Origin of the sequence: Psychrobacter coccoides (assembly GCF_017498085.1) — a bacterium.
In the GTDB taxonomy this organism is placed as follows: domain Bacteria; phylum Pseudomonadota; class Gammaproteobacteria; order Pseudomonadales; family Moraxellaceae; genus Psychrobacter; species Psychrobacter coccoides.
The window spans coordinates 51,382-70,147 of record NZ_JAGBKM010000012.1; the positions used below are offsets into that span (position 1 = coordinate 51,382).

The 18,766-nt window shown below is 45.5% G+C and carries 19 protein-coding genes; 9 read left to right on the forward strand and 10 right to left on the reverse strand.

Annotation, left to right across the window (positions count from 1 at the left end; genetic code table 11):
- The first annotated feature begins 99 nt into the window (after window positions 1-99).
- Window positions 100-1,419, forward strand: coding sequence for a solute carrier family 23 protein (locus J3492_RS07775; protein ID WP_207991309.1), 1,320 nt, complete (start codon window positions 100-102; stop codon window positions 1,417-1,419).
- A 127-nt stretch (window positions 1,420-1,546) separates the two neighbouring features.
- Here the strand turns inward: J3492_RS07775 and J3492_RS07780 are convergent, their stop codons facing one another.
- Window positions 1,547-2,479 carry a DMT family transporter gene (locus J3492_RS07780; protein WP_207991238.1) on the reverse strand — a complete coding sequence of 311 codons (933 nt, stop codon included), beginning with the start codon at window positions 2,477-2,479 and terminating at the stop codon, window positions 1,547-1,549.
- A 269-nt stretch (window positions 2,480-2,748) separates the two neighbouring features.
- Between J3492_RS07780 and J3492_RS07785 the strand changes: the two genes are divergently transcribed.
- On the forward strand, window positions 2,749-3,756 hold the full coding sequence (locus J3492_RS07785; RefSeq protein WP_207991239.1) for a WG repeat-containing protein: 1,008 nt from the start codon (window positions 2,749-2,751) through the stop codon (window positions 3,754-3,756).
- A gap of 141 nt (window positions 3,757-3,897) precedes the next feature.
- On the opposite strand, the gene J3492_RS07790 is transcribed toward J3492_RS07785, so the two are convergent.
- Both J3492_RS07790 and J3492_RS07795 read right to left on the reverse strand, forming a co-directional pair.
- The gene (locus J3492_RS07790; protein WP_341534100.1) at window positions 3,898-4,899 is read right to left on the reverse strand and encodes an alpha/beta fold hydrolase; all 1,002 of its coding nucleotides are present in this window, start codon (window positions 4,897-4,899) and stop codon (window positions 3,898-3,900) included.
- A gap of 82 nt (window positions 4,900-4,981) precedes the next feature.
- Window positions 4,982-5,146, reverse strand: coding sequence for a rubredoxin (locus J3492_RS07795; protein WP_207991241.1), 165 nt, complete (start codon window positions 5,144-5,146; stop codon window positions 4,982-4,984).
- Window positions 5,147-5,470: 324 nt separating this feature from the next.
- On the opposite strand from J3492_RS07795, the gene J3492_RS07800 reads away from it, so the two are divergent.
- Window positions 5,471-6,082 (forward strand): adenine phosphoribosyltransferase, encoded by a 612-nt coding sequence (locus tag J3492_RS07800; RefSeq protein ID WP_243453165.1) that lies wholly within the window; start codon window positions 5,471-5,473, stop codon window positions 6,080-6,082.
- A gap of 129 nt (window positions 6,083-6,211) precedes the next feature.
- Here J3492_RS07800 and J3492_RS07805 read toward each other — a convergent pair whose 3' ends face one another.
- Entirely contained in the window at window positions 6,212-7,150 is a 939-nt protein-coding gene (locus J3492_RS07805) for a transaldolase (protein WP_207991242.1), read from the reverse strand.
- 326 nt (window positions 7,151-7,476) lie between these two features.
- On the opposite strand from J3492_RS07805, the gene pheA reads away from it, so the two are divergent.
- The 6 genes from pheA to J3492_RS07835 all read left to right on the forward strand — a co-directional run bounded on the left by pheA (window position 7,477) and on the right by J3492_RS07835 (window position 14,497).
- Window positions 7,477-8,658, forward strand: coding sequence for a prephenate dehydratase (gene pheA, locus J3492_RS07810; RefSeq protein WP_207991243.1), 1,182 nt, complete (start codon window positions 7,477-7,479; stop codon window positions 8,656-8,658).
- 111 nt (window positions 8,659-8,769) lie between these two features.
- Window positions 8,770-9,921: a histidinol-phosphate transaminase gene (hisC, locus tag J3492_RS07815; protein ID WP_207991244.1), complete on the forward strand. Its 1,152-nt coding sequence runs from the start codon at window positions 8,770-8,772 to the stop codon at window positions 9,919-9,921.
- A 94-nt stretch (window positions 9,922-10,015) separates the two neighbouring features.
- Complete coding sequence (locus J3492_RS07820) at window positions 10,016-12,325, forward strand: bifunctional prephenate dehydrogenase/3-phosphoshikimate 1-carboxyvinyltransferase (protein ID WP_207991245.1); 2,310 nt, start codon at window positions 10,016-10,018, stop codon at window positions 12,323-12,325.
- A 263-nt stretch (window positions 12,326-12,588) separates the two neighbouring features.
- The gene (rarD, locus tag J3492_RS07825) at window positions 12,589-13,524 is read left to right on the forward strand and encodes an EamA family transporter RarD (protein ID WP_207991246.1); all 936 of its coding nucleotides are present in this window, start codon (window positions 12,589-12,591) and stop codon (window positions 13,522-13,524) included.
- A gap of 42 nt (window positions 13,525-13,566) precedes the next feature.
- On the forward strand, window positions 13,567-13,947 hold the full coding sequence (folB, locus tag J3492_RS07830; protein ID WP_207991247.1) for a dihydroneopterin aldolase: 381 nt from the start codon (window positions 13,567-13,569) through the stop codon (window positions 13,945-13,947).
- Entirely contained in the window at window positions 13,925-14,497 is a 573-nt protein-coding gene (locus tag J3492_RS07835) for a 2-amino-4-hydroxy-6-hydroxymethyldihydropteridine diphosphokinase (protein WP_243453166.1), read from the forward strand. The genes folB and J3492_RS07835 overlap by 23 nt, the downstream gene beginning before the upstream one ends.
- Before the next feature lie 91 nt (window positions 14,498-14,588).
- Here J3492_RS07835 and J3492_RS07840 read toward each other — a convergent pair whose 3' ends face one another.
- From J3492_RS07840 to J3492_RS07865, 6 genes are all read right to left on the reverse strand, one after another.
- Entirely contained in the window at window positions 14,589-15,323 is a 735-nt protein-coding gene (locus tag J3492_RS07840; protein WP_207991248.1) for a glucose 1-dehydrogenase, read from the reverse strand.
- Window positions 15,324-15,473: 150 nt separating this feature from the next.
- Entirely contained in the window at window positions 15,474-15,920 is a 447-nt protein-coding gene (locus J3492_RS07845) for a PACE efflux transporter (RefSeq protein ID WP_207991249.1), read from the reverse strand.
- Between the two features lie 53 nt (window positions 15,921-15,973).
- A complete protein-coding gene (cysE, locus tag J3492_RS07850) occupies window positions 15,974-16,864 on the reverse strand; it encodes a serine O-acetyltransferase (RefSeq protein WP_207991250.1) in 891 nt (296 codons plus the stop codon).
- A gap of 130 nt (window positions 16,865-16,994) precedes the next feature.
- Window positions 16,995-17,438, reverse strand: coding sequence for a YtoQ family protein (locus tag J3492_RS07855; RefSeq protein WP_207991251.1), 444 nt, complete (start codon window positions 17,436-17,438; stop codon window positions 16,995-16,997).
- A 93-nt stretch (window positions 17,439-17,531) separates the two neighbouring features.
- Window positions 17,532-18,389: an RNA methyltransferase gene (locus tag J3492_RS07860; protein WP_207991252.1), complete on the reverse strand. Its 858-nt coding sequence runs from the start codon at window positions 18,387-18,389 to the stop codon at window positions 17,532-17,534.
- Window positions 18,389-18,751, reverse strand: coding sequence for an Hpt domain-containing protein (locus J3492_RS07865; RefSeq protein ID WP_207991253.1), 363 nt, complete (start codon window positions 18,749-18,751; stop codon window positions 18,389-18,391). Before J3492_RS07865 ends, J3492_RS07860 begins: the two co-directional genes overlap by 1 nt.
- Window positions 18,752-18,766 lie beyond the last annotated feature (15 nt).

Genomic DNA, 18,766 nt, shown 5'->3' on the forward strand with positions numbered 1-18,766 from the left:
ATGACACCTCCCTCAGAGCACCCCGCTCAATCTGAAACCAACGCTCAAGAGTCATCTTCTGCCACTGCGCACACGTCGACTGTCAATGACACAGCGTCGATGCAGCTTATAGACAACCCAGATTTTGATAATGGTCGCTGGTTTCCAACGTGGCGACCTTATCAAGGAGATCTTGACAAGAACCCTGTCGGCATCAATGAGTATCTCTCTCCATCAAAGAGTGTTTTGCTTGGGGTACAACACACTTTTGCAATGTTTGGCGCAACGGTACTTGCACCTTTATTGATGGGCTTTGACCCTAACTTGGCTATTTTGATGTCCGGTATCTGTACGCTGATGTTCTTTTTGATTACAGGCGGGCGGATGCCGAGCTACCTGGGATCAAGTTTTGCGTTTATTGGTCCTGTCATTGCGGTGACGGCTTATGCTGGCGTAGGTTTTAATACCAACTTAGATGTTGCATTAGGCGGCATCATGGCTTGTGGTATTATTTATGCGCTCATAGGCCTACTTGTCATGAAGACAGGCACAGATTGGATTGAGCGGCTGATGCCACCTGTCGTGACGGGGGCAATCGTGATGATTATCGGGCTCAACTTGGCACCTGTTACGATTCAAGGGGTGTCAGCCAACCAGTTTGATGCTTGGATGGCAGCATTGACGGTATTACTCATCAGCAGTGTTGCTGTATTTACCCGTGGTATGCTCAGACGCTTGTTATTATTGGTTGGCTTGGTTTTATCCTATGCTGCCTACTTTGTGATGACGAATGTGCTAGGCTTTGGCACAGCGATTGACTTTACCAGTGTAGCAGCTGCATCGTGGTTTGGTTTGCCGAGCATTCATACGCCGCGCTTTGAGATGAGTGCGATTGTACTCATTGCGCCAGTGGCCTTTATTCTGGTGGCTGAAAACCTTGGGCATTTCAAAGCAGTAGAAGGCATGACCAAAGCTCGTGTTACCCCATATATGGGCCGTGCGTTTTTTGCTGATGGGGTAGCCACGACATTTTCAGCGGGGTTTGGTGGCACAGGGGTGACGACTTATGCCGAAAACATCGGCGTGATGGCGGTGACCAAGGTTTATAGCACCACTATCTTTGTCGTAGCAGGACTAGTGGCTATCTTGCTGGGCTTATCACCAAAGTTTGGTGCGATTATTCAAACCATACCAGCAGCATTATTAGGCGGTGCTTCTATCGTGGTATTTGGCTTGATTGCCATTGCAGGTGTAAAAATATGGATAGACAACCACATTGATTTTAGTAAAAACAGTAACCTAATCATTGCTGCTGTCACCGTTATTATGGGCACGGGCAACTTTAGCTTACATTTAGGTGGTTTTGATCTAGGTGGTATCGGAACGGCCACTTTGACCGCAATTATATTAAATGCTTTATTTAATCGTCAAAAAGACTAGATTGACCTAGCAAGTGGCATAGTGCATGCCACTTGTATTTAGGATGGACTATATTATCCTCTAGTAGATGCCGCATTAAGCCAGTGGGTTCTTTGACCCACTGGCTTTAAGAGTGTGAGCATCTCTGCTACTTATATCGATGCTTATAAAACCTAGAAAAAAACCGATAACGTCGCAGTGCACGAGGCTTTGGTTTTAAGGAGCCCAAGTAAATAGCAAACATAGTCAATAATGCCCCTGCCCACTGAAGCGAGTTGATGGGTTTGTCCAGCCAGCTATAATCGATAATCAAAGCCGCAATGGGCTCAGTTAACAGCAATAAGCCAGTCAGCGCTAATGACAGCTTGGGAATGGAGTAGGCGATCAGTCCCCATGCTAGGCATTGCATCACTGCGCCATATACCAGCACCCAACCCAACTCTGACCAGGTGTTTGGCATGATATTGCCCATATCAAACACTAACATCGGTATCACCATAGCAAGCCCGCCGCCGATACTGATGAGCTGCATCAGTACAAATATAGGTGTTGGTTCGGCATCATGTGTCTTACGAATAAAAGTCATGGACGCGGCCAGCATACCGCCAGAAACGATACCTGCGATAAAACCCCAGGTGGCCTCTGAGTTATGAGCAAACTCAGGACTGCCAATCATCGCCACCCCAAACATAGCCAAAACCAAACTGAGCAGCTGGACGATAGACTGACGTTCATTAAAGATCAAAAACCCAATGGCTGCCAAAAAGAATATCTGTAAGCTGTTTAGCAGCGTCGAGATACCCGGGCCGACAGCATAAATACTTTCATGCCAAAGCGCCAAGTCCAAGCCCAAAAACACGCCTGATAGTAATGCGAATATAATGGCCCGACGAGCACGTGGTAGTTTTTGTGCCGTCATTTTGGCCAAGACAGTAAAGATAACCCCGGAGATAGTCAGTCGCCAAAAAGACATCGCCCAGCCACCAATGTCGACATGCGCCACTATTAAGCTGCCTAAACCAAAAATAATACAGCCGATAATTAAGCCAATCAAGGCAGAGCGTGAGGATGCGATAGCCATAAGTTGTCCTTACCGCAATAGCGTTTAGTAAAAAAAGAGATAGGGTACGTTTTATGCACAGTTATAGCAACATGTGAATGATGCATGAGAGGTATCTTATGATAACTCATACCAAGTATAGATGGTTAAAGCTAAATGCCAAATGTTATAGCCAAGTTAAAACAAAAGCAGTATGCTAATAACCGATTATAATGATTTTTATAATCCACTGTATTAAGCAGCTATATGCAGTTATATATTGTCTCAATGTCCATCAATCAGGTTAGATTATGTCAGCACCGCCCCTAATAAAGCCATCAAAAGCATCTACTACATCTCTGTCTAGACACCTGTTGGACAGACGCTTAACCCTTGCTATCAGTGTGTTTGTGAGTGCAGTATTTGCCTTGCCAAGCGCACAAGCTGCCAGCTGTAAACTGCCCAAAAGCTATTATAAGAATGTCTCTTGTACCTCTAGCCGTGGTCACTTCTTGGCTGTCAAAGACTTTGGCGCACCTGTCGCCATCATCAACAATAAAGGCAAAAGGGTGGTTGATCTAACACGCTATCAGCAAGTCGATGGCAATAAAATATCAGAAGGGCTGCTACCAGTATTGCGTAATAGCCGTGTGGGTTATCTCAATATGCAAGGCCGTGAAGTAGTACCAACCATGTACGACATGATCAAAGAAGGCAAGAGTTGGGCACGTCCTGTGTCTGAAGGGCGGATAGTGGTCAAGAGAAATGGCAGTTACGGAGTGATCAACACCAGCAATCAAACCATCGTCCCTTTTTCGTCTGCAATCAACCGCATTGATGACTACAAGGGCGGCATAGCGCAGATACACAAAAACCAAGCGAGCAGTTGGGTGGATAGAAGCGGCAATCCAACCAGCGATCCCAATACTGTAAATGAACAAGCATTGCAAACGCCCTATGACCAAGCAACCACAGCCAAGCTAAGACCCTTTACCACCTTACAACCGCATCAACAAGACGGCCGCTGGGGGTTTGTGGACGATAATGAGGTGACCATGATTACCTATTCGTTTGATGAGGTGCGAGGGTTCTCTGAGGGCCTAGCAGCAGTAAGGATCGAAGATCAGTGGGGCTTTGTCAACTTAGGCGGTGAGCTGGTCATTCCGTTCCGCTTTGACCAAAAAGGGGTGCAGGCTGACGATAACTACAAAGGCGCCGCTGCTTTTATCTTTAAAGAAGGTAAAGCTTGGGTAGGCAATCTAAAAAACGGCAGAAAGCTATGCATCAATAAAGAAGGTGACCATGTAAGCTGTGACTAAGGTAAACTGTGATGAAGCAAGCTGATATTTCAATGGTCAGACCTAAGTATAAAAAACGCCAATATATAGATAAGTATCTATGTGCTGGCGTTTTTTTTGCTAAACTAAACTTCAGTAAATGATTGATAGTTAAGTCAATATTTAGTTTATAAAGTGTTGATCCTCATCTAACAGATGCTTACGTATCAAATCCACCAAGTAAGGCTGGTAGTAGGCAGGGATATCATGCGCCATCCCTTCTATCAGATGAAACTTAGCATTTGGAATAGTCTTTGCCACGACACGGCCTTGCGATGGAGGCAATAGGCCATCAGCACTACCGTGAATCACGATGGTTGACGCTTTGACTTGCTTTGAGAAGCGGCTAATATTGCCTGATGCTAAGATGGCGTTCAGTTGTTGTACAGCCCCTAAAGGATGAAAGTTACGTTGGTAACGGAGTTTGGCAATCTCACGCACCGTACGGACATTGACATGGCCGGGGGTGCCCACGGTCTTCATAAACCAGACGCTATGACGTATGATGTCACGTTCTGAATGGCTTTCTGGTCGATTGATTAGAGTGTACAGCTGCCGTGGCTTGGGCGGCCGCAAAAACCCACGGTTGGTGGTGGTAAATAGCAATGCCATACGCTGTACTAGACTTGGATAACGTGCTGCTACAATTTGGGCAATCATACCGCCCATCGAAGCACCAAGCAAATGCGTACTGCCAAGGTGCAGTGCTTTTATCAGTCGTACCGTGTCTTCGGCCATATCAGTAAGATTATAGGCGACTTGTTGTCCTTTATTTGACAGACCAGTTTGCAAACGCAGCATCATTTTAAATTGACTGACTCGTGGTAAGCCATCGATACGTACTTTGGAAGACAGACCAATATCACGATTGTCAAAGCGAATCACAAAAAACCCAGCATCAATCAGACGCTTAATAAAGTCATCTGGCCAAAAAATCATCTGTGAGCCAAGGCCCATCACCATCAGTAACGATGGGTTCTTAGGGTTACCGCCTGCCTCGACGCACAACTCAATACCATCGCCAATATCAATCATCGCTTGATGTAAGTGCTCACTTAAATCAGACTGACGCCAATAGTGCTCACCAAACTGCTGCCATTCAGGCGTTGGATAGTTGATAGTCACGTCAGGTAGGTCAGCATCGACCGACTGATTGGGCTGAATTAATGGTGATTGATCATTTGAATTTTTCATGAGATCTCCTATATTAGATCTCTAACATCTCAAAATCTAATTTACCTACGCCGCACTCAGGACAGATCCAATCATCAGGGACGTCTTCCCATTTGGTACCAGGAGCGATGCCTTCTTCTGGGCAGCCCAACTCTTCATCATAGATCCAGCCACAAACAATACATTCATAACGCTTCATACATAATCCTATCAGTTTTACTCATCAAGCAGACCCTATTAATAAGGGTATATAAAAACGAACGTAGTTTATCATATAACGATACTTTACGTTGTTAAGTTTACACTTGTATATTGAGATAAATAACTCTAAATCAAGTCATGGCAAAAATTCGTTTAACAGGTCCTACAAGCAAATAATACGCACTATTTGATAGGCACGTCACGCAGATAATCCAAGATATGCTATGATAATGATGCTGATTCTTACGTTTTATTATAGAGTTTGTTGTACAATCCCCCAGTTTATTATTGTTATCTGTCATTAAGAAAGTAAAGGGCTATTATGAGCGCTACCGCCGCTACACCATCTGCTGATTCTCATCCTATAAACCCCACGCCTACCAATCAATCTGTCAGTGCAGAAGCCGGCTCTACGAGTGTGCTAAATACTGATCATCCATTTTGGCAGATTATTCGTACAGTACCAGACTTCCCCAAACAAGGGATAGATTTTTATGACATCACGCCATTATTACGTAACTATATTGATGAGACCATTGATGCGCTATTAGCAGCATTGCCTGAAGGGTTGATGGACGAGGTGGACTGCCTAGGGGCTGTTGAGGCGCGGGGGTTTGTATTTGCAAGCTTGTTGGCGGGTCGCTTGGGTAAGGGTATGATATTGCTGCGTAAGCCGGGTAAGCTGCCGCCACCTGTGGCCAATAAAGCCTATGCACTGGAGTATGGAAAAGACACCCTTGAGATGCAAAACAACTTACCTCCTGAACGTGTGTTATTGGTGGACGATATTTTGGCGACAGGCGGCACTTTGACCACAGCTTATGAGCTGTGTAAGTCAGCTGAGCACACGGTCGTGGGTGCTTTGGTGCTACTTGATCTGGTCGAGTTGCACGATGAGTTTCCAGTGCCTATTTACAACGTATTAAAAGCTTAGCCACTTAAGAGATAATAAAAGGCGCTTTAACCAAGGGTTAGAGCGCCTTTTTTATAAAAAATCAAGCGATAGCGAGCGCTACCTTGGCTTTAGGTCTGACAATTAAAGCAAGCTATCCATGCCGCAACTTTAGCGAATCTCAGCTAGCGCTTTACTCAACTCTTCACGTGCAGCGACAAAGCCATCAATACCTTTGGGCAATAGATCTTGTGTCACTTTGTCTTGTTGGTAAGCGTCACTAAAGGCTTCTCGAGTCAAGCTCACACGTTTCATTTTATCCATCTGCATGGCCATCTCAGGTGACAGTTGGCGAGTGACCGAATCATCCATGGCGGCCAGCTCATCAATCAAGTTTGGAGCGATGGTGAGTAGGTCACAGCCTGCCAATGCTAGTATCTGATCAGTTGAGCGAAAGCTTGCACCCATGACCTGTGTGTCATAGCCGTGCTGCTTGTAATACTGGTAAATGAGTTTGACTGACTGTACGCCCATATCATCAGACACAGGTACATTTTGGCGACTTTGTTGACGTTTTTGCCAATCCAAAATACGTCCGACGAAAGGTGAGATCAGCGTTATACCAGCATCAGCACAGGCAATGGCTTGGTGCTGACCAAATAATAAGGTTAAGTTGCAGTGAATGCCTTGAGTCTCAAGATAGCGTGCTGCCTCAATGCCTTGCCAAGTGGCGGCGATTTTTATCAGTACTCGCTTTGGGTCGACTCCCGCTTTTTGATACGCTTCCATAAAGGCTAGGGCTTTATCAATCGTGGCGTCGGTATCATATGACAAGCGAGCATCGACTTCAGTAGATACACGGCCTTCGATTAATTCTAAGATATTACAGCCTACTTGAATTGTCAGAGCATCAATGACAGCGTCAATATTGCCTTTGTGACGGCTCATGGTTTCTGACAGCATGGCTTGGTTGTCTGGGTGGACAAGTGCTTTGGTAATTAGGCTCGGGTTAGTAGTCGCATCCATCGGTTTTAGCCGCGCAATGGCGGTCAGGTCGCCTGTATCGGCGACAATAGTAGTCATGGTGCGAAGCTGTTGTAGAGCGCTCATCATATGTCCTTATTAAAACAATTAACGGTATAGCCAGTTGGAAATAAAATCGATACGTCAGTCGCTAGGTGCTACTGGTATCAGTTATTCACTTAATATTTAGTTATGGACTTTAACACAATTTTAAGGTTAGTTTTAGCGTATAGTAGACGGTGAGTCGCTATATGCATTGAATATGGTCAAAATCACCTTTAGGAATACATGATATAAAGCTTTTGCTGCAATTACCTTCTTTTACGCATGGGCACTGTACGCAGTTTTTGTTATAGTATGAACGTTCATCTATTCATCATAATAAATAACACGTTTGAAAAGGATATGCGGCAATGAATGAGCAGTCATCAGAGCAAAACATCGATAAACTAAATCAAGCGGCTGCAGATGCCAACACTCACGCCACTGATCAGGAGTTTTTAAGTCGTTTGCGCCAAAACATTGATGCCGTTGATTGCGAGATTCAAAACCTGATCAACAATCGTGCCAAGCTGGCGCAACAAGTCGCAGTCGTGAAAAAAGATCATGCTGCCAAGAGCGACAGTACCGATGATCATGATCCTATTTTTTATCGCCCTGAACGTGAAGCACAGGTGCTAAAGGCAGTGATGGCACGCAATACTGGACCTATCGCTGACGAAAAAATGGCGCGCTTGTTTCGGGAGATCATGTCGGTATGCTTGGATTTAGAGGCCCCGCAGCGTATTGCGTTTTTGGGTCCTGTCGGTACGTTTACTCATGCAGCAGCACTGAAGCATTTTGGTAAAGCGGCCGATACCGTACCCTTAACGACCATTACTGATGTGTTTCGCGAAGTCGAAGCGGGTACAGCGATGTATGGCGTCGTGCCGGTTGAAAATTCATCAGAAGGCGTGGTCAATCATACTTTAGATGGCTTTTTGTCCTCTTCACTAAAAATCATTGGTGAGGTTGAGCTGCCTATCCATCAAAACTTTTTGGTCGCTGAGCATACCAAAGTCGATGGTTTGAGCCGTATTTACTCACATCAGCAATCATTGGCCCAATGTCGTCATTGGCTCGATGTTAATTTTCCAAATGTTGAGCGTGTCGCTGTATCGAGCAATGGTGAAGCGGCACGTCGTCTCAAAAACGAATGGCACTCAGCGGCTATCGCAGGCGATGTTGCTGCTGCAGAGTATGGTCTGCATAAGCTCTATAGCAATATTGAAGACAATCCAAGTAATACCACACGATTCCTCGTCATTGGTCATGAATCGATTGCGCCATCTGGCCAAGATAAAACCTCGATTGTGGTTTCTGCTCATGACAAAGCAGGCGCACTGATTGAGATTCTAAAGCCGCTGTCTTATCATGGCGTATCGATGACCAGTATTGAGACCCGTCCCGAGCGCCCTAATAAGTGGGCCTATGTGTTCTTTATCGATATGGCGGGTCATGTTCAAGACCCGAATGTCAGTGCCGCTATTGCTGATATTCGTCCGTTGGTCAAGGATCTACGGGTATTGGGATCTTATCCAAAAGCGGTGCTATAGTTGATTACTGCCGCGAAAATATGGATGGTTCTTAGATAATGACAACGTTATTTTGATTGAAAACTATGTTGTAAACTGGCGCTTTTAACCCTGTTATATTAAGGATGCATCATGCTGACACCCCAATCCGCTGAGTCGCTGGCAACAACCCTATCAGCATTGACCCCGGCTTATGACAGTCTCTTAGCGCTGGCACCGTATCAGACAGGAAAGCCAGTTGAAGAGCTGATATTTGAGTATGGTATCTCTGATGTGGTCAAACTTGCCAGCAACGAAAACCCATTAGGCTGCTCGCCGCAAGTCACTTTAGCGGTCACTGAGCAACTGGGTCAGTTGGCACGCTATCCTGATGGTAATGGCTACTATCTCAAACAAGCGCTTGCAGAGTTTAATAAGATAGATGCTGCATGCATCACCTTGGGTAATGGCTCTAACGATTTATTAGATATCTTAGCCCGTAGTTTTGTGAGTGCAAATGACGCTATCGTCTACAGTCAATATGCCTTTGTGGTATATTCGATGTTGGCTAAGATGCAAGGCGCAACAGGGGTAGAAGTGCCAGCCAAGCGTTTTGGACATGACCTAGAGGCCATGAGCCAAGCGGTCCATAATCAACCAAATACCAAAGTTGTCTTTATTGCCAACCCCAATAATCCAACGGGTACTCAGCTGAAACAAGAAGAGATACAGCGGTTCATTGCTAATATACCGTCTTCAGTCCTTGTGGTTTTGGACGAAGCTTATATAGAATATAGCCCTGATAGTAACAATCGGGCACTTTTAGATGAGTTTGATAATGTGGTTATCGTGCGTACTTTTTCTAAAGCCTATGGGCTGGCAGGGCTGCGTGTCGGCTATGCATTGAGCTCAGTGCCTGTGGCAAAGCTGATCAATCGCATTCGCCAGCCATTTAATGTCAGCCGAGTAGGGTTGGCCGCAGCGCAGGCAGCGCTCGCTGATCAAGACTTTATCGAGTACTCTCGAGAATCAAACCAAGAACAAAAGCGCTGGTTAGAAAAGCAGTTTGATGCGCTAGGCCTTGGGTTTGTACCGTCTGCTGGCAACTTTATCATGGTGGAGATAGCCGTTGAGATGGAAGCGGTGAGCGCCACTAGTGTCAACCAAGCGTTACTTGAGCAAGGGGTGATCGTACGCCCGCTGGCTGTTTATGGGCTCTCTAATTGGCTACGAATCACTGTCGGTACAGCAGAAGATAACCTAAGATTGATAGATACCTTGCACTCTATTTTAACCAGTCAATAGTTAGACTGGCTATGGTGTCAGTGTGTTTAACCCAAAATGTCGGCAGTCGCTAGCATATTCATCGTCAGCGCAATGATAAAGAATAAAAAATAATATGTCATTCTCTCTTAATGTCCAGCAGCCCTTATTTCAACAGGTTTGTATCATCGGTCTCGGTTTAATCGGTGCCAGTCTTGCGCAAGCCATTAAAGACAAGGGCTTAAGTAAACGACTGGTCGCTGTAGACAAGCATGCCCCCAGTATCAATGAAGCCTGTCAGCAGGGCTTGCTCGATGCGGGTAGCTCGGTACTGAGTGATGTGGTCCATGGCAGTGACTTGATTGTCATTGCTATACCTGTACAAGCGGCACAAGCGGTGTTTGTTGATATCAAAAAAGCCATGGATAGTGGTCAGCTGACAAGTGACTGCATCATCACGGATGTGTGTAGCACTAAGGTTAATATTGTCCATGCTGCAACAGCTGTCTTTGAGGAGCTGCCAATAGGGTTTGTGCCGGCGCATCCGATTGCTGGCGCCGAAAATTCAGGGTATCATGCCAGACGTGCGCAGTTGTTTGTCAATCATAGCGTCATTATATGTGAGTTACCTACGACTTCTTATCAGGCCATTGCTGATCTGAGTGCGTTGTGGGAGGCAGTAGGTGCCTCAGTGATGATGATGTCTGCTGAGCATCATGATGCCATATTGGCGCATACCAGCCATCTGCCGCATCTGCTAGCTTTTAACTTGGTTGAGCAGCTAGCCAGTCATGATGACAACTTGGATATGTTTCGTTATGCTGCTGGCGGTTTTCGTGATTTTACTCGTATCGCTGCCAGCGACCCTAAGATGTGGCACGATATATTTTTTGCCAATAAAAGCGCTATCGTCAGTGCGCTTGATGAGTACAGTGTTTATCTACAGGAGATGCGCCAACTCATCATTGATGAAGATTCAACCGCCCTGATGGGAATTTTAGGCCGTGCACAAGCTGCACGGCGACATTTTGGTCATATGTTAGCTTCTACCCCTTATACGGATACCTCTGCTATGTCAGCTTCTTATATCATTACCCCTAGTAATACGGTCACAGGCACTATCGATATTCCTGGTGACAAGTCTATCTCTCATCGCAGTATTATGCTCGGTAGTCTGGCGACAGGCGTGACACATGTGACGGGGTTTTTGGAAGGGGAAGATGCCTTGGCCACGCTACAAGCGTTTCGAGATATGGGCGTGACGATTGAAGGTCCTACCAATGGGGAGTTAACCATCCATGGTGTGGGCATGAATGGTCTTAAGCCCAGTAAAACGCCATTGTACATGGGCAACTCTGGTACCAGTATGCGCCTGCTGGCAGGTATTTTGGCAGCGCAATCATTTGATAGCGTGTTGACTGGTGATACCAGTCTCAATAAGCGCCCAATGGAGCGTGTCGCCGCACCACTGCGAGAAATGGGGGCAGTGATTCAGAGTACCGGTCAGAGTGGTACAGCACCGCTGAGCATAACGGGTCGAGACAGTGTCGGTACCCCATTACAAGGGACTGAGTATGATATGCCCGTTGCTTCGGCGCAGGTCAAGTCTTGTTTGTTATTAGCAGGGTTGTGGGCAGAAGGGGTGACCACGGTCATCCAACCTGAAGTCAGCCGTGACCATACTGAGCGTATGCTCTCAGCTTTTGGTTATGATGTGACTGTCGAAGGCAACCGCATCAGTGTCAAAGGTGGTGGCACGCTGACAGGTGGCGCTATCGCTGTTCCTGCTGATATCTCATCAGCGGCGTTCTTTATGGTGGCTGCTGCTATCAGTCAAAACAGTGAGCTGACTTTAACGCAAGTCGGCATCAATCCGACACGTACGGGTATTATTGACATCTTAAAGCTGATGCAAGCTGATATTAGCCTAAGTAACAAGACCCATGTCGGTGGTGAGCCAGTGGCCGATATTACCATTCGTAGCTCAAACCTTAAAGGCATCGAGATACCAGAATATTTAGTGCCGCTTGCGATTGATGAGTTCCCCGTACTCTTTGTGGCGGCCAGCTGTGCTGAAGGTCGTACGGTACTGACTGGTGCAAAAGAGCTGCGTGTCAAAGAGTCAGATCGTATCGCTGTCATGGCAGATGGCCTGCAAACACTAGGCGTAGAGTGTACGGTTACTGAAGACGGCCTGATTATCGAAGGAAAAGGCACTGCGAGCCAAGAAGGCGAGATTAATAACAACCAACCAGTCTTTGGTGGTGGTCATATCACTTCGCATCATGATCATCGTATTGCTATGAGCTTTGCGGTTGCCAGTCTAAGAGCCTCGCAGCAGATCACTATCGAAGGTGTAGAGACGGTCAATACCAGTTTCCCAGGGTTTGCTGAGCTTGCCAATCATATTGGCATGTCTATCGAGATGCATGATAGCAAGGCTTAGTGAGACTATCGTCTTCATACGCTTACCAGTTAGTTTGGTGCGCGGTTTTTAAATAATGTTGTTGTTAGCAATGTATTGATACTGATCAGGTGTCAATACATTGCTTTTTATCTTTTATTCTGTCTGAAGTCATTCTGCACTGTCGCCATATACCGAAAATTAGAATTATAATCAGGTGACCGTCAGCCATGATTCAATCTCAGCGGTTTTAAGCCCAAGCCTTCTTAAAGCCAAGCTGTTTTTAAATTAAGTTGTCTTATCTTATGACTACGCAAAATGTACTAAAAAAACCAGTCGCTCCTATCCAAACCACCAGACGTGGTATTATTACTGCGCTTATTGCCTTTTCTATTTGGGGTGCTTTTCCATTGTACTTCAAACAACTGGCCGCTTATGATGCTACCGAGATTATCGGTCACCGTATTGTTTGGACGTTTTTGTGTTTATTGGTCGTGCTTATCCTCACCAAACGCTGGCAATGGATCACGACTCTAAAAGAGCAGCCAAAATGGATAGCATTAACATTTGTATCAGGTCTGATTATTGCTACCAATTGGCTTACCTATGTGTGGGCGGTTAATCATGATCAAATACTAGAAGCCAGTTTGGGTTATTTTATCGGGCCATTAGTTGGTGTAGCGCTATCAATGATTTTATTCAAGGAGCGCTTGCGAACATTACAATGGGTGGCGATTGGTTTTGCGTTGTTGTCTGTGGTCATTCAAGTAGTAATGCTCGGCAGTTTGCCATGGATATCACTGGTTTTAGCGTTTAGCTTTAGTACTTACGGTACCATCCAACGACAAACCCCTTTAACTGCAGTTGATGCCATGTTTATTGAAACGGCTATGTTGGTGCCACTATGCATCTGGTGGTTTTGGCAAGCTGATGTGGTCAGTAGTCAAATTGGCTTTTGGTTTTCAGCAAACATTTGGCTGCTTATGCTGGCAGGACCAATCACGCTGATACCCTTATTGCTCTTTAATAAATCTACCAAGCTTGTGGCTTACAGTATTTTAAGTTTTATGAATTATCTGACACCTACCTTTATCTTCTTTTTGGCGGTGTTTTATTATAAAGAGCCATTTGACTTGCATCGTCTGGCAGTGTTTGGTTTGATTTGGCTGGGTCTGTTACTATTTAGCATTGACTTGTGGCGCCATCGCCCTAGTAAAATGTTAAAAACAGCCTCTAAATAAACCATAGAAAAATTTAGCAATTTAGCAAACAAGGATATACGTATGTTTCATACTCCGTCTGATGTGGTATTTGTCAAAGGTCTAAAAGTAGAGGCGGTCATCGGTGTCTATGCATGGGAGCGTGCGATCACGCAGCCGCTTTTGATAGATGTGGCACTTGAGACAGACATCAGCGCAGCCGCTGTGTCAGACGATGTGAGTGATGCGCTGAACTATAAAGCGGTCTGCGATGACATCAGTAGCCTGTGTCAAGAGGTGCAAGCGCAATTGCTCGAGCATTTGGCAGAAAAGATTGCTGCGATGCTGCTGACAAAATACGCCTGTCAAAAAGTCACATTAAGTGTGGCCAAGCCAACCGCGATTACAGAGGCGGCAGCGGTGGGCGTACAAATCACACGCTATGCAAAAGCCAGTGATGCGTAAGATGCATAAAAACTTGGTTGATCTAAACCTTGATGACTTAAAAAAGTGCTTGCCTGAACAGCTGCAAAAGCAGTCGGTGACAGCAGTGCTATTGGCTTTGGGTAGCAACTATCAAGCTGACACACACTTACCACATGTACGTAAAAGACTGGCGACACTAGGACAAATACAGCTCTCTACGGCGTTTCAAAATCCTGATTTTACTGCCAGCTTAGAACAGCCAAAGCCTGATTATACCAACCAATGTGTTTATATCGCTTTAACGCCAGCGATGACCCTACAGCAGTTGCAACAAACCTTTAAGCAGTATGAGCGTGAGTGTCATAGACAGCGCTCAACAGAGAGACAAACACCGGTCAAAAAAGTCACCATGGATATCGATATCCTACTCATACAAACGGTTCTTAATAAAAATAGCCTAAGTGATAAACAGACATCAAAACCATCGAGGCAATGGATAATAATGGCTGACCGTTATCCATTGAAAGCGCATGAAACAGCAGGGGTTAAAGAACTGATTGCCGATGCTTCCTCAACAGTTGCTCCCTAAATGGCTAAGTTAAAAGAATTAAAAATTGGCTTATACCAACAAAAGCTGAGCACAAGGCCCAGCTTTTATCAAATAAAACAAACGCCAATAGCTACTGTGCTGTCAAGCCACCATCAATGATAAACTCCGCACCTGTAGAATAGCTTGATTCATCCGACGCCAAAAACACCACCATACGACTGACCTCTTCTGGCTGTGCGACACGTCGTAGCGGAATACTTTTGGCAAACGCCTCTACCGCTTCTTTGGTATCACCCTGCATAATCATGGGCGTGGCAATGACGCCTGGATGAATAGAGTTGACTCGAATACCGTGAGGAGCGCATTCTAGCGCTGCTGCCTTGGTCATACCACGTACTGCAAACTTAGAATCAGTATAACCGATCGCACCCCCAACCAGACCATTAATCGATGAGATGTTGATAATAGAGCCTTGCTCGGCACGTCTCATAGCAGGCAAGACTGCTTTTATGCCCAAAAATACTGAAACTTGATTAATCTCAAGCGTTTTTCGGTATTCCTCTACAGAGGTATCTAAAATCGATTTGTTGGTCGTTATGCCAGCATTGTTTACCAAGACATCGATTCGCCCAAATTTATCCTCGGTTTGTTTGACGACGTGCGTCCAATCGGCTTCATCAGTCACATCGTGCTTGATAAATAGAGCGTTATCGCCAAGCTCTGTTGCCAGCGCTTCGCCTTTTTCACTATTGATGTCAGTTAAGACCACTTTAGCGCCTTGCTCTAGACATAGACGAGCGTGCGTCTCACCCATACCTTGCGCCGCACCAGTGATGATCATCACTTTATCTTGTAAACGAGCCATACTAACTCCTCATTAAGTGGTATCGTTATCTTTATTAAGCCTTAATTATAAGCGATTTACCTTAAGTTTTTGGTTGCAAATATTAAAGGCTTATTCTAGATAAGTATTTTTTTGAGTAAAGGGCCAGCAAACCTCGAAAAGCGCTGAATATCAAGCAGAGTGCTTAGCGGTTTTGGTGTGTTGGGGTAGCGTGAATATGTTGTCAAAAATAAGGGTGAAAATAAAAGTAAATATCAAGAAAGAGACGACCAAAGACACCTCCATCGTTAAGGCAGTCCAGAGTCCAACCTTGTACCAAAGCATATAAAGGGGCAGACACACCAAAGTCAGCCCGCCTTCAAAGCCGATGGCATGAAGACTACGCACTTTAAAAGTACGGACTTTGATTTGCTGACGTCGTTCCCAGTATTCAAAAAGCGTGTTATAAACAAAGTTCCAAATCACTGCCACGATAGAGATTATAATCGCTAGAGATAGCGATTTTTGTGCGTCACTACCACTTAATAGCACCAAAATAAGCGTTGTCAAAGTAATGGCAAAGACTTCAAACAAGGCAACATATAGCAAACGACGTTTGATCGGACCTAAAGTTATCAATCAAAACTCCAATGATAGCAAGTGCTGTTTACTGTGCATGTCTCAAGTATCGATTATTTGTGCTCCGTATCTAATGCTTCTCGATCAATCACATCTAGGTCTTCTAGGCAGAGGCGATCATATTCTTTTTGACAAAAGTTGGGGTCAAGCTTGCACATGGCTTCTTGCAGCTGGTCTAGGCGGCTTTCTGATTGTTGAATATGCTCGAGCATTTTAGCAAAGGCTTCAGCCACTGGGTCTTGAGAGGAGGGGTCTATGCCATAAGCTTGGAAAGCAGTGGCACGGGCGCTACTGTGACCGTTATATTCAACGTCTTTTGCTGGCTGTTTGGCGGCTGGTTTTTGTTGATCACCTTCTGACTTGGGTTCAATTGGGTTGCCTTTTTCATCGTGATGCTCTGAAATCATACGAGCAGCACTACCGACCATCGTAGCACCAGCAGGCACAGGCTTGACCACCACCGCATTTGAGCCTATTTTGGCGTTTTTACCGACAGTAAAGGGTCCCAGCACTTTTGCGCCAGCACCGACGATGACGCCATCTTCTAGAGTTGGGTGGCGCTTGCCGTCATTCCATGAGACCCCCCCAAGGGTGACACCATGATATAAAGTCACATCGTCACCAATTTCAGCCGTCTCACCAATGACAACACCAACCCCGTGATCAATAAAAAAGCGTTTGCCAATTTTGGCAGCAGGGTGAATCTCGATGCCGGTCATAATTCGAGAGCCGTATGAGATAGCACGGGCGGCAAATTTTTGGTTGTTTTGCCATAAGCAGTAGGCGCCACGATGTAGAATAAGCGCATGAATACCAGGGTAGGTTAGTAGTACCTCCAGACTGTTGCGCGCAGCTGGATCACGATTAAACACCGCTTCGATATCTTCTTTTAAGTTTTTTTTGGCATTCGCCAATGATTTAAAAAGGGCAGTTGGTGATAGCATAGGTTGTCCTTTCATTTTGTGACAATGATTTTATTTATAACAGTTTTGTATCAAAAAATATAGCGATGCCTGACAAATTAAACAAGCTATAAAGATTAGGGGGCTGCTTACCGGCTCTGCTTTTTAAGACCTAGCAATCACTGGTGGTGTATTTAAGCACTTCAATCACCTGTTCTGGCGTTTGGGCCCATGCCATTGCTGCGGCGTCGACTTCTTTTAGTGGATGGATGATGTCATGGTCATGCAGGGTGATATAGGGCTTGCCAAGCGCTGCACAGTATCCGGCATCAAATGCAGCGTTCCATTGTTTGTATTTGTCACCAAAACGAATAATCGCAATATCACACTTTTGTATGAGGGTTTTGGTACGTATGGCATTGACTTTTGCAGACTGATGATCGCGCCAGAATGGGTTGTCGTTATCCCCTAATACATCACCTGCCGCATCGCTGGCTTCGTGGTCAGTCACCGCTGACGTAAATGTAATAGGCAGATTGTGCTGTTTTGCGCCTTGCATAATTTGCTCACGCCAGTCCGTGTGTATCTCACCCGATAAGTAAACAGTCCAATTCATGGTTATCTCCAATGTAGGGTTAAATGATGGGCAACTGCCATTGTTATGTATAGATTTATAGTATAGCTGTGTGCTGCCTCAGCTGATACAGGGTTAATCTTTTAAAAGCTTGGCGATCAAGGCACTCAATAGCTGATACTCTTTTTGATCCAGTTGCATGCGAGAGGCCAGTCGAGACAGCCTTGATGGTAATGATTTTAAATGCTCGCTGTCTGCTAGGTCACGCTCGATCATAAGTGTGGTGGTACGCTGGATCAGCTGTTGTAACTGCTGCTGGGTGATGGCTGGCTCATCCCATTGCTGACGCAAGTGCACTTCTAATAAAGGGTGCGAACCTTGGTGTAGATTGTTCTCATTTGTCTTTTTTAGATGTGTTTGCGCATAAGCGAAGATGAAGCTAGCAATCACCTGTACGGCCGATGCCACATTGAGAACCGGATAAGCAGGGTTGGCGTCGATTTGAATATGATAGTCTGCATATGCCAACTCCTCATTGGTAAGGCCGCGGTCTTCACGGCCAAACAAGATGGCAATGTTTGGCGGGTTTGCTGAAAGTAGGTTTTGACCGTCAATAAAGTCAAACATGATTTTGGCCGCTTGGGTCGGCGTCACTACAGGACGTGGCATGTGACGGCTGCGGCTACTGGCTGCAAAGACGAGCTGACAGTCATTAATGGCCGTCTCTAGCGTCGGTATAACGTTAGCTGACGACAGTACTTCAATGCCTCCTGCTGCATGAGACTCACTGGTCTCATCGATCGCAAGCTTAGGATCAACCACGGTCAGTCTCGATAAACCCATAGTATGCATCGCTCGGGCTGCTGAGCCAATATTGGCAGGCAGAGTGGTATTCACCATAACGACCTGTAAGCAAGTGAGGTAGTCGTCTACTATGAACTTGGGTGAAGTGGCCGCTGAAGGGGGTATTGCTGATAAAGAAGATGTGCTCATTATAGGCTCAATCGCTGATTAATCTCTTGTTCGACACGTTGTAAAGCTATGGATAACTGTTTTATAAGCTCGGCTTGTTGGCTGATGTTTTGTTCGCGGCAATGTGCCTCTAATTGATCAGCCAAGGTGATTATCTGCATCGCACCCAAACTCGCACTGGCTCCCTTTAGTGCGTGGGCAGCCTCAAACCCTTCACTATTGTCATTAGCCACTTGAGCGGCCTGTATTACCTCGATACGTTGTTGGCTATCGATGAGATAACTGCGTACCAACTCTGCAAAGTCTTCTTCAAATAAGTCCCGCATATCTTCGAACTGTTTATGATTGATAACCTCAACATTATGTAAGTCAGTTTGTATCATCGATGTCCATCCAAG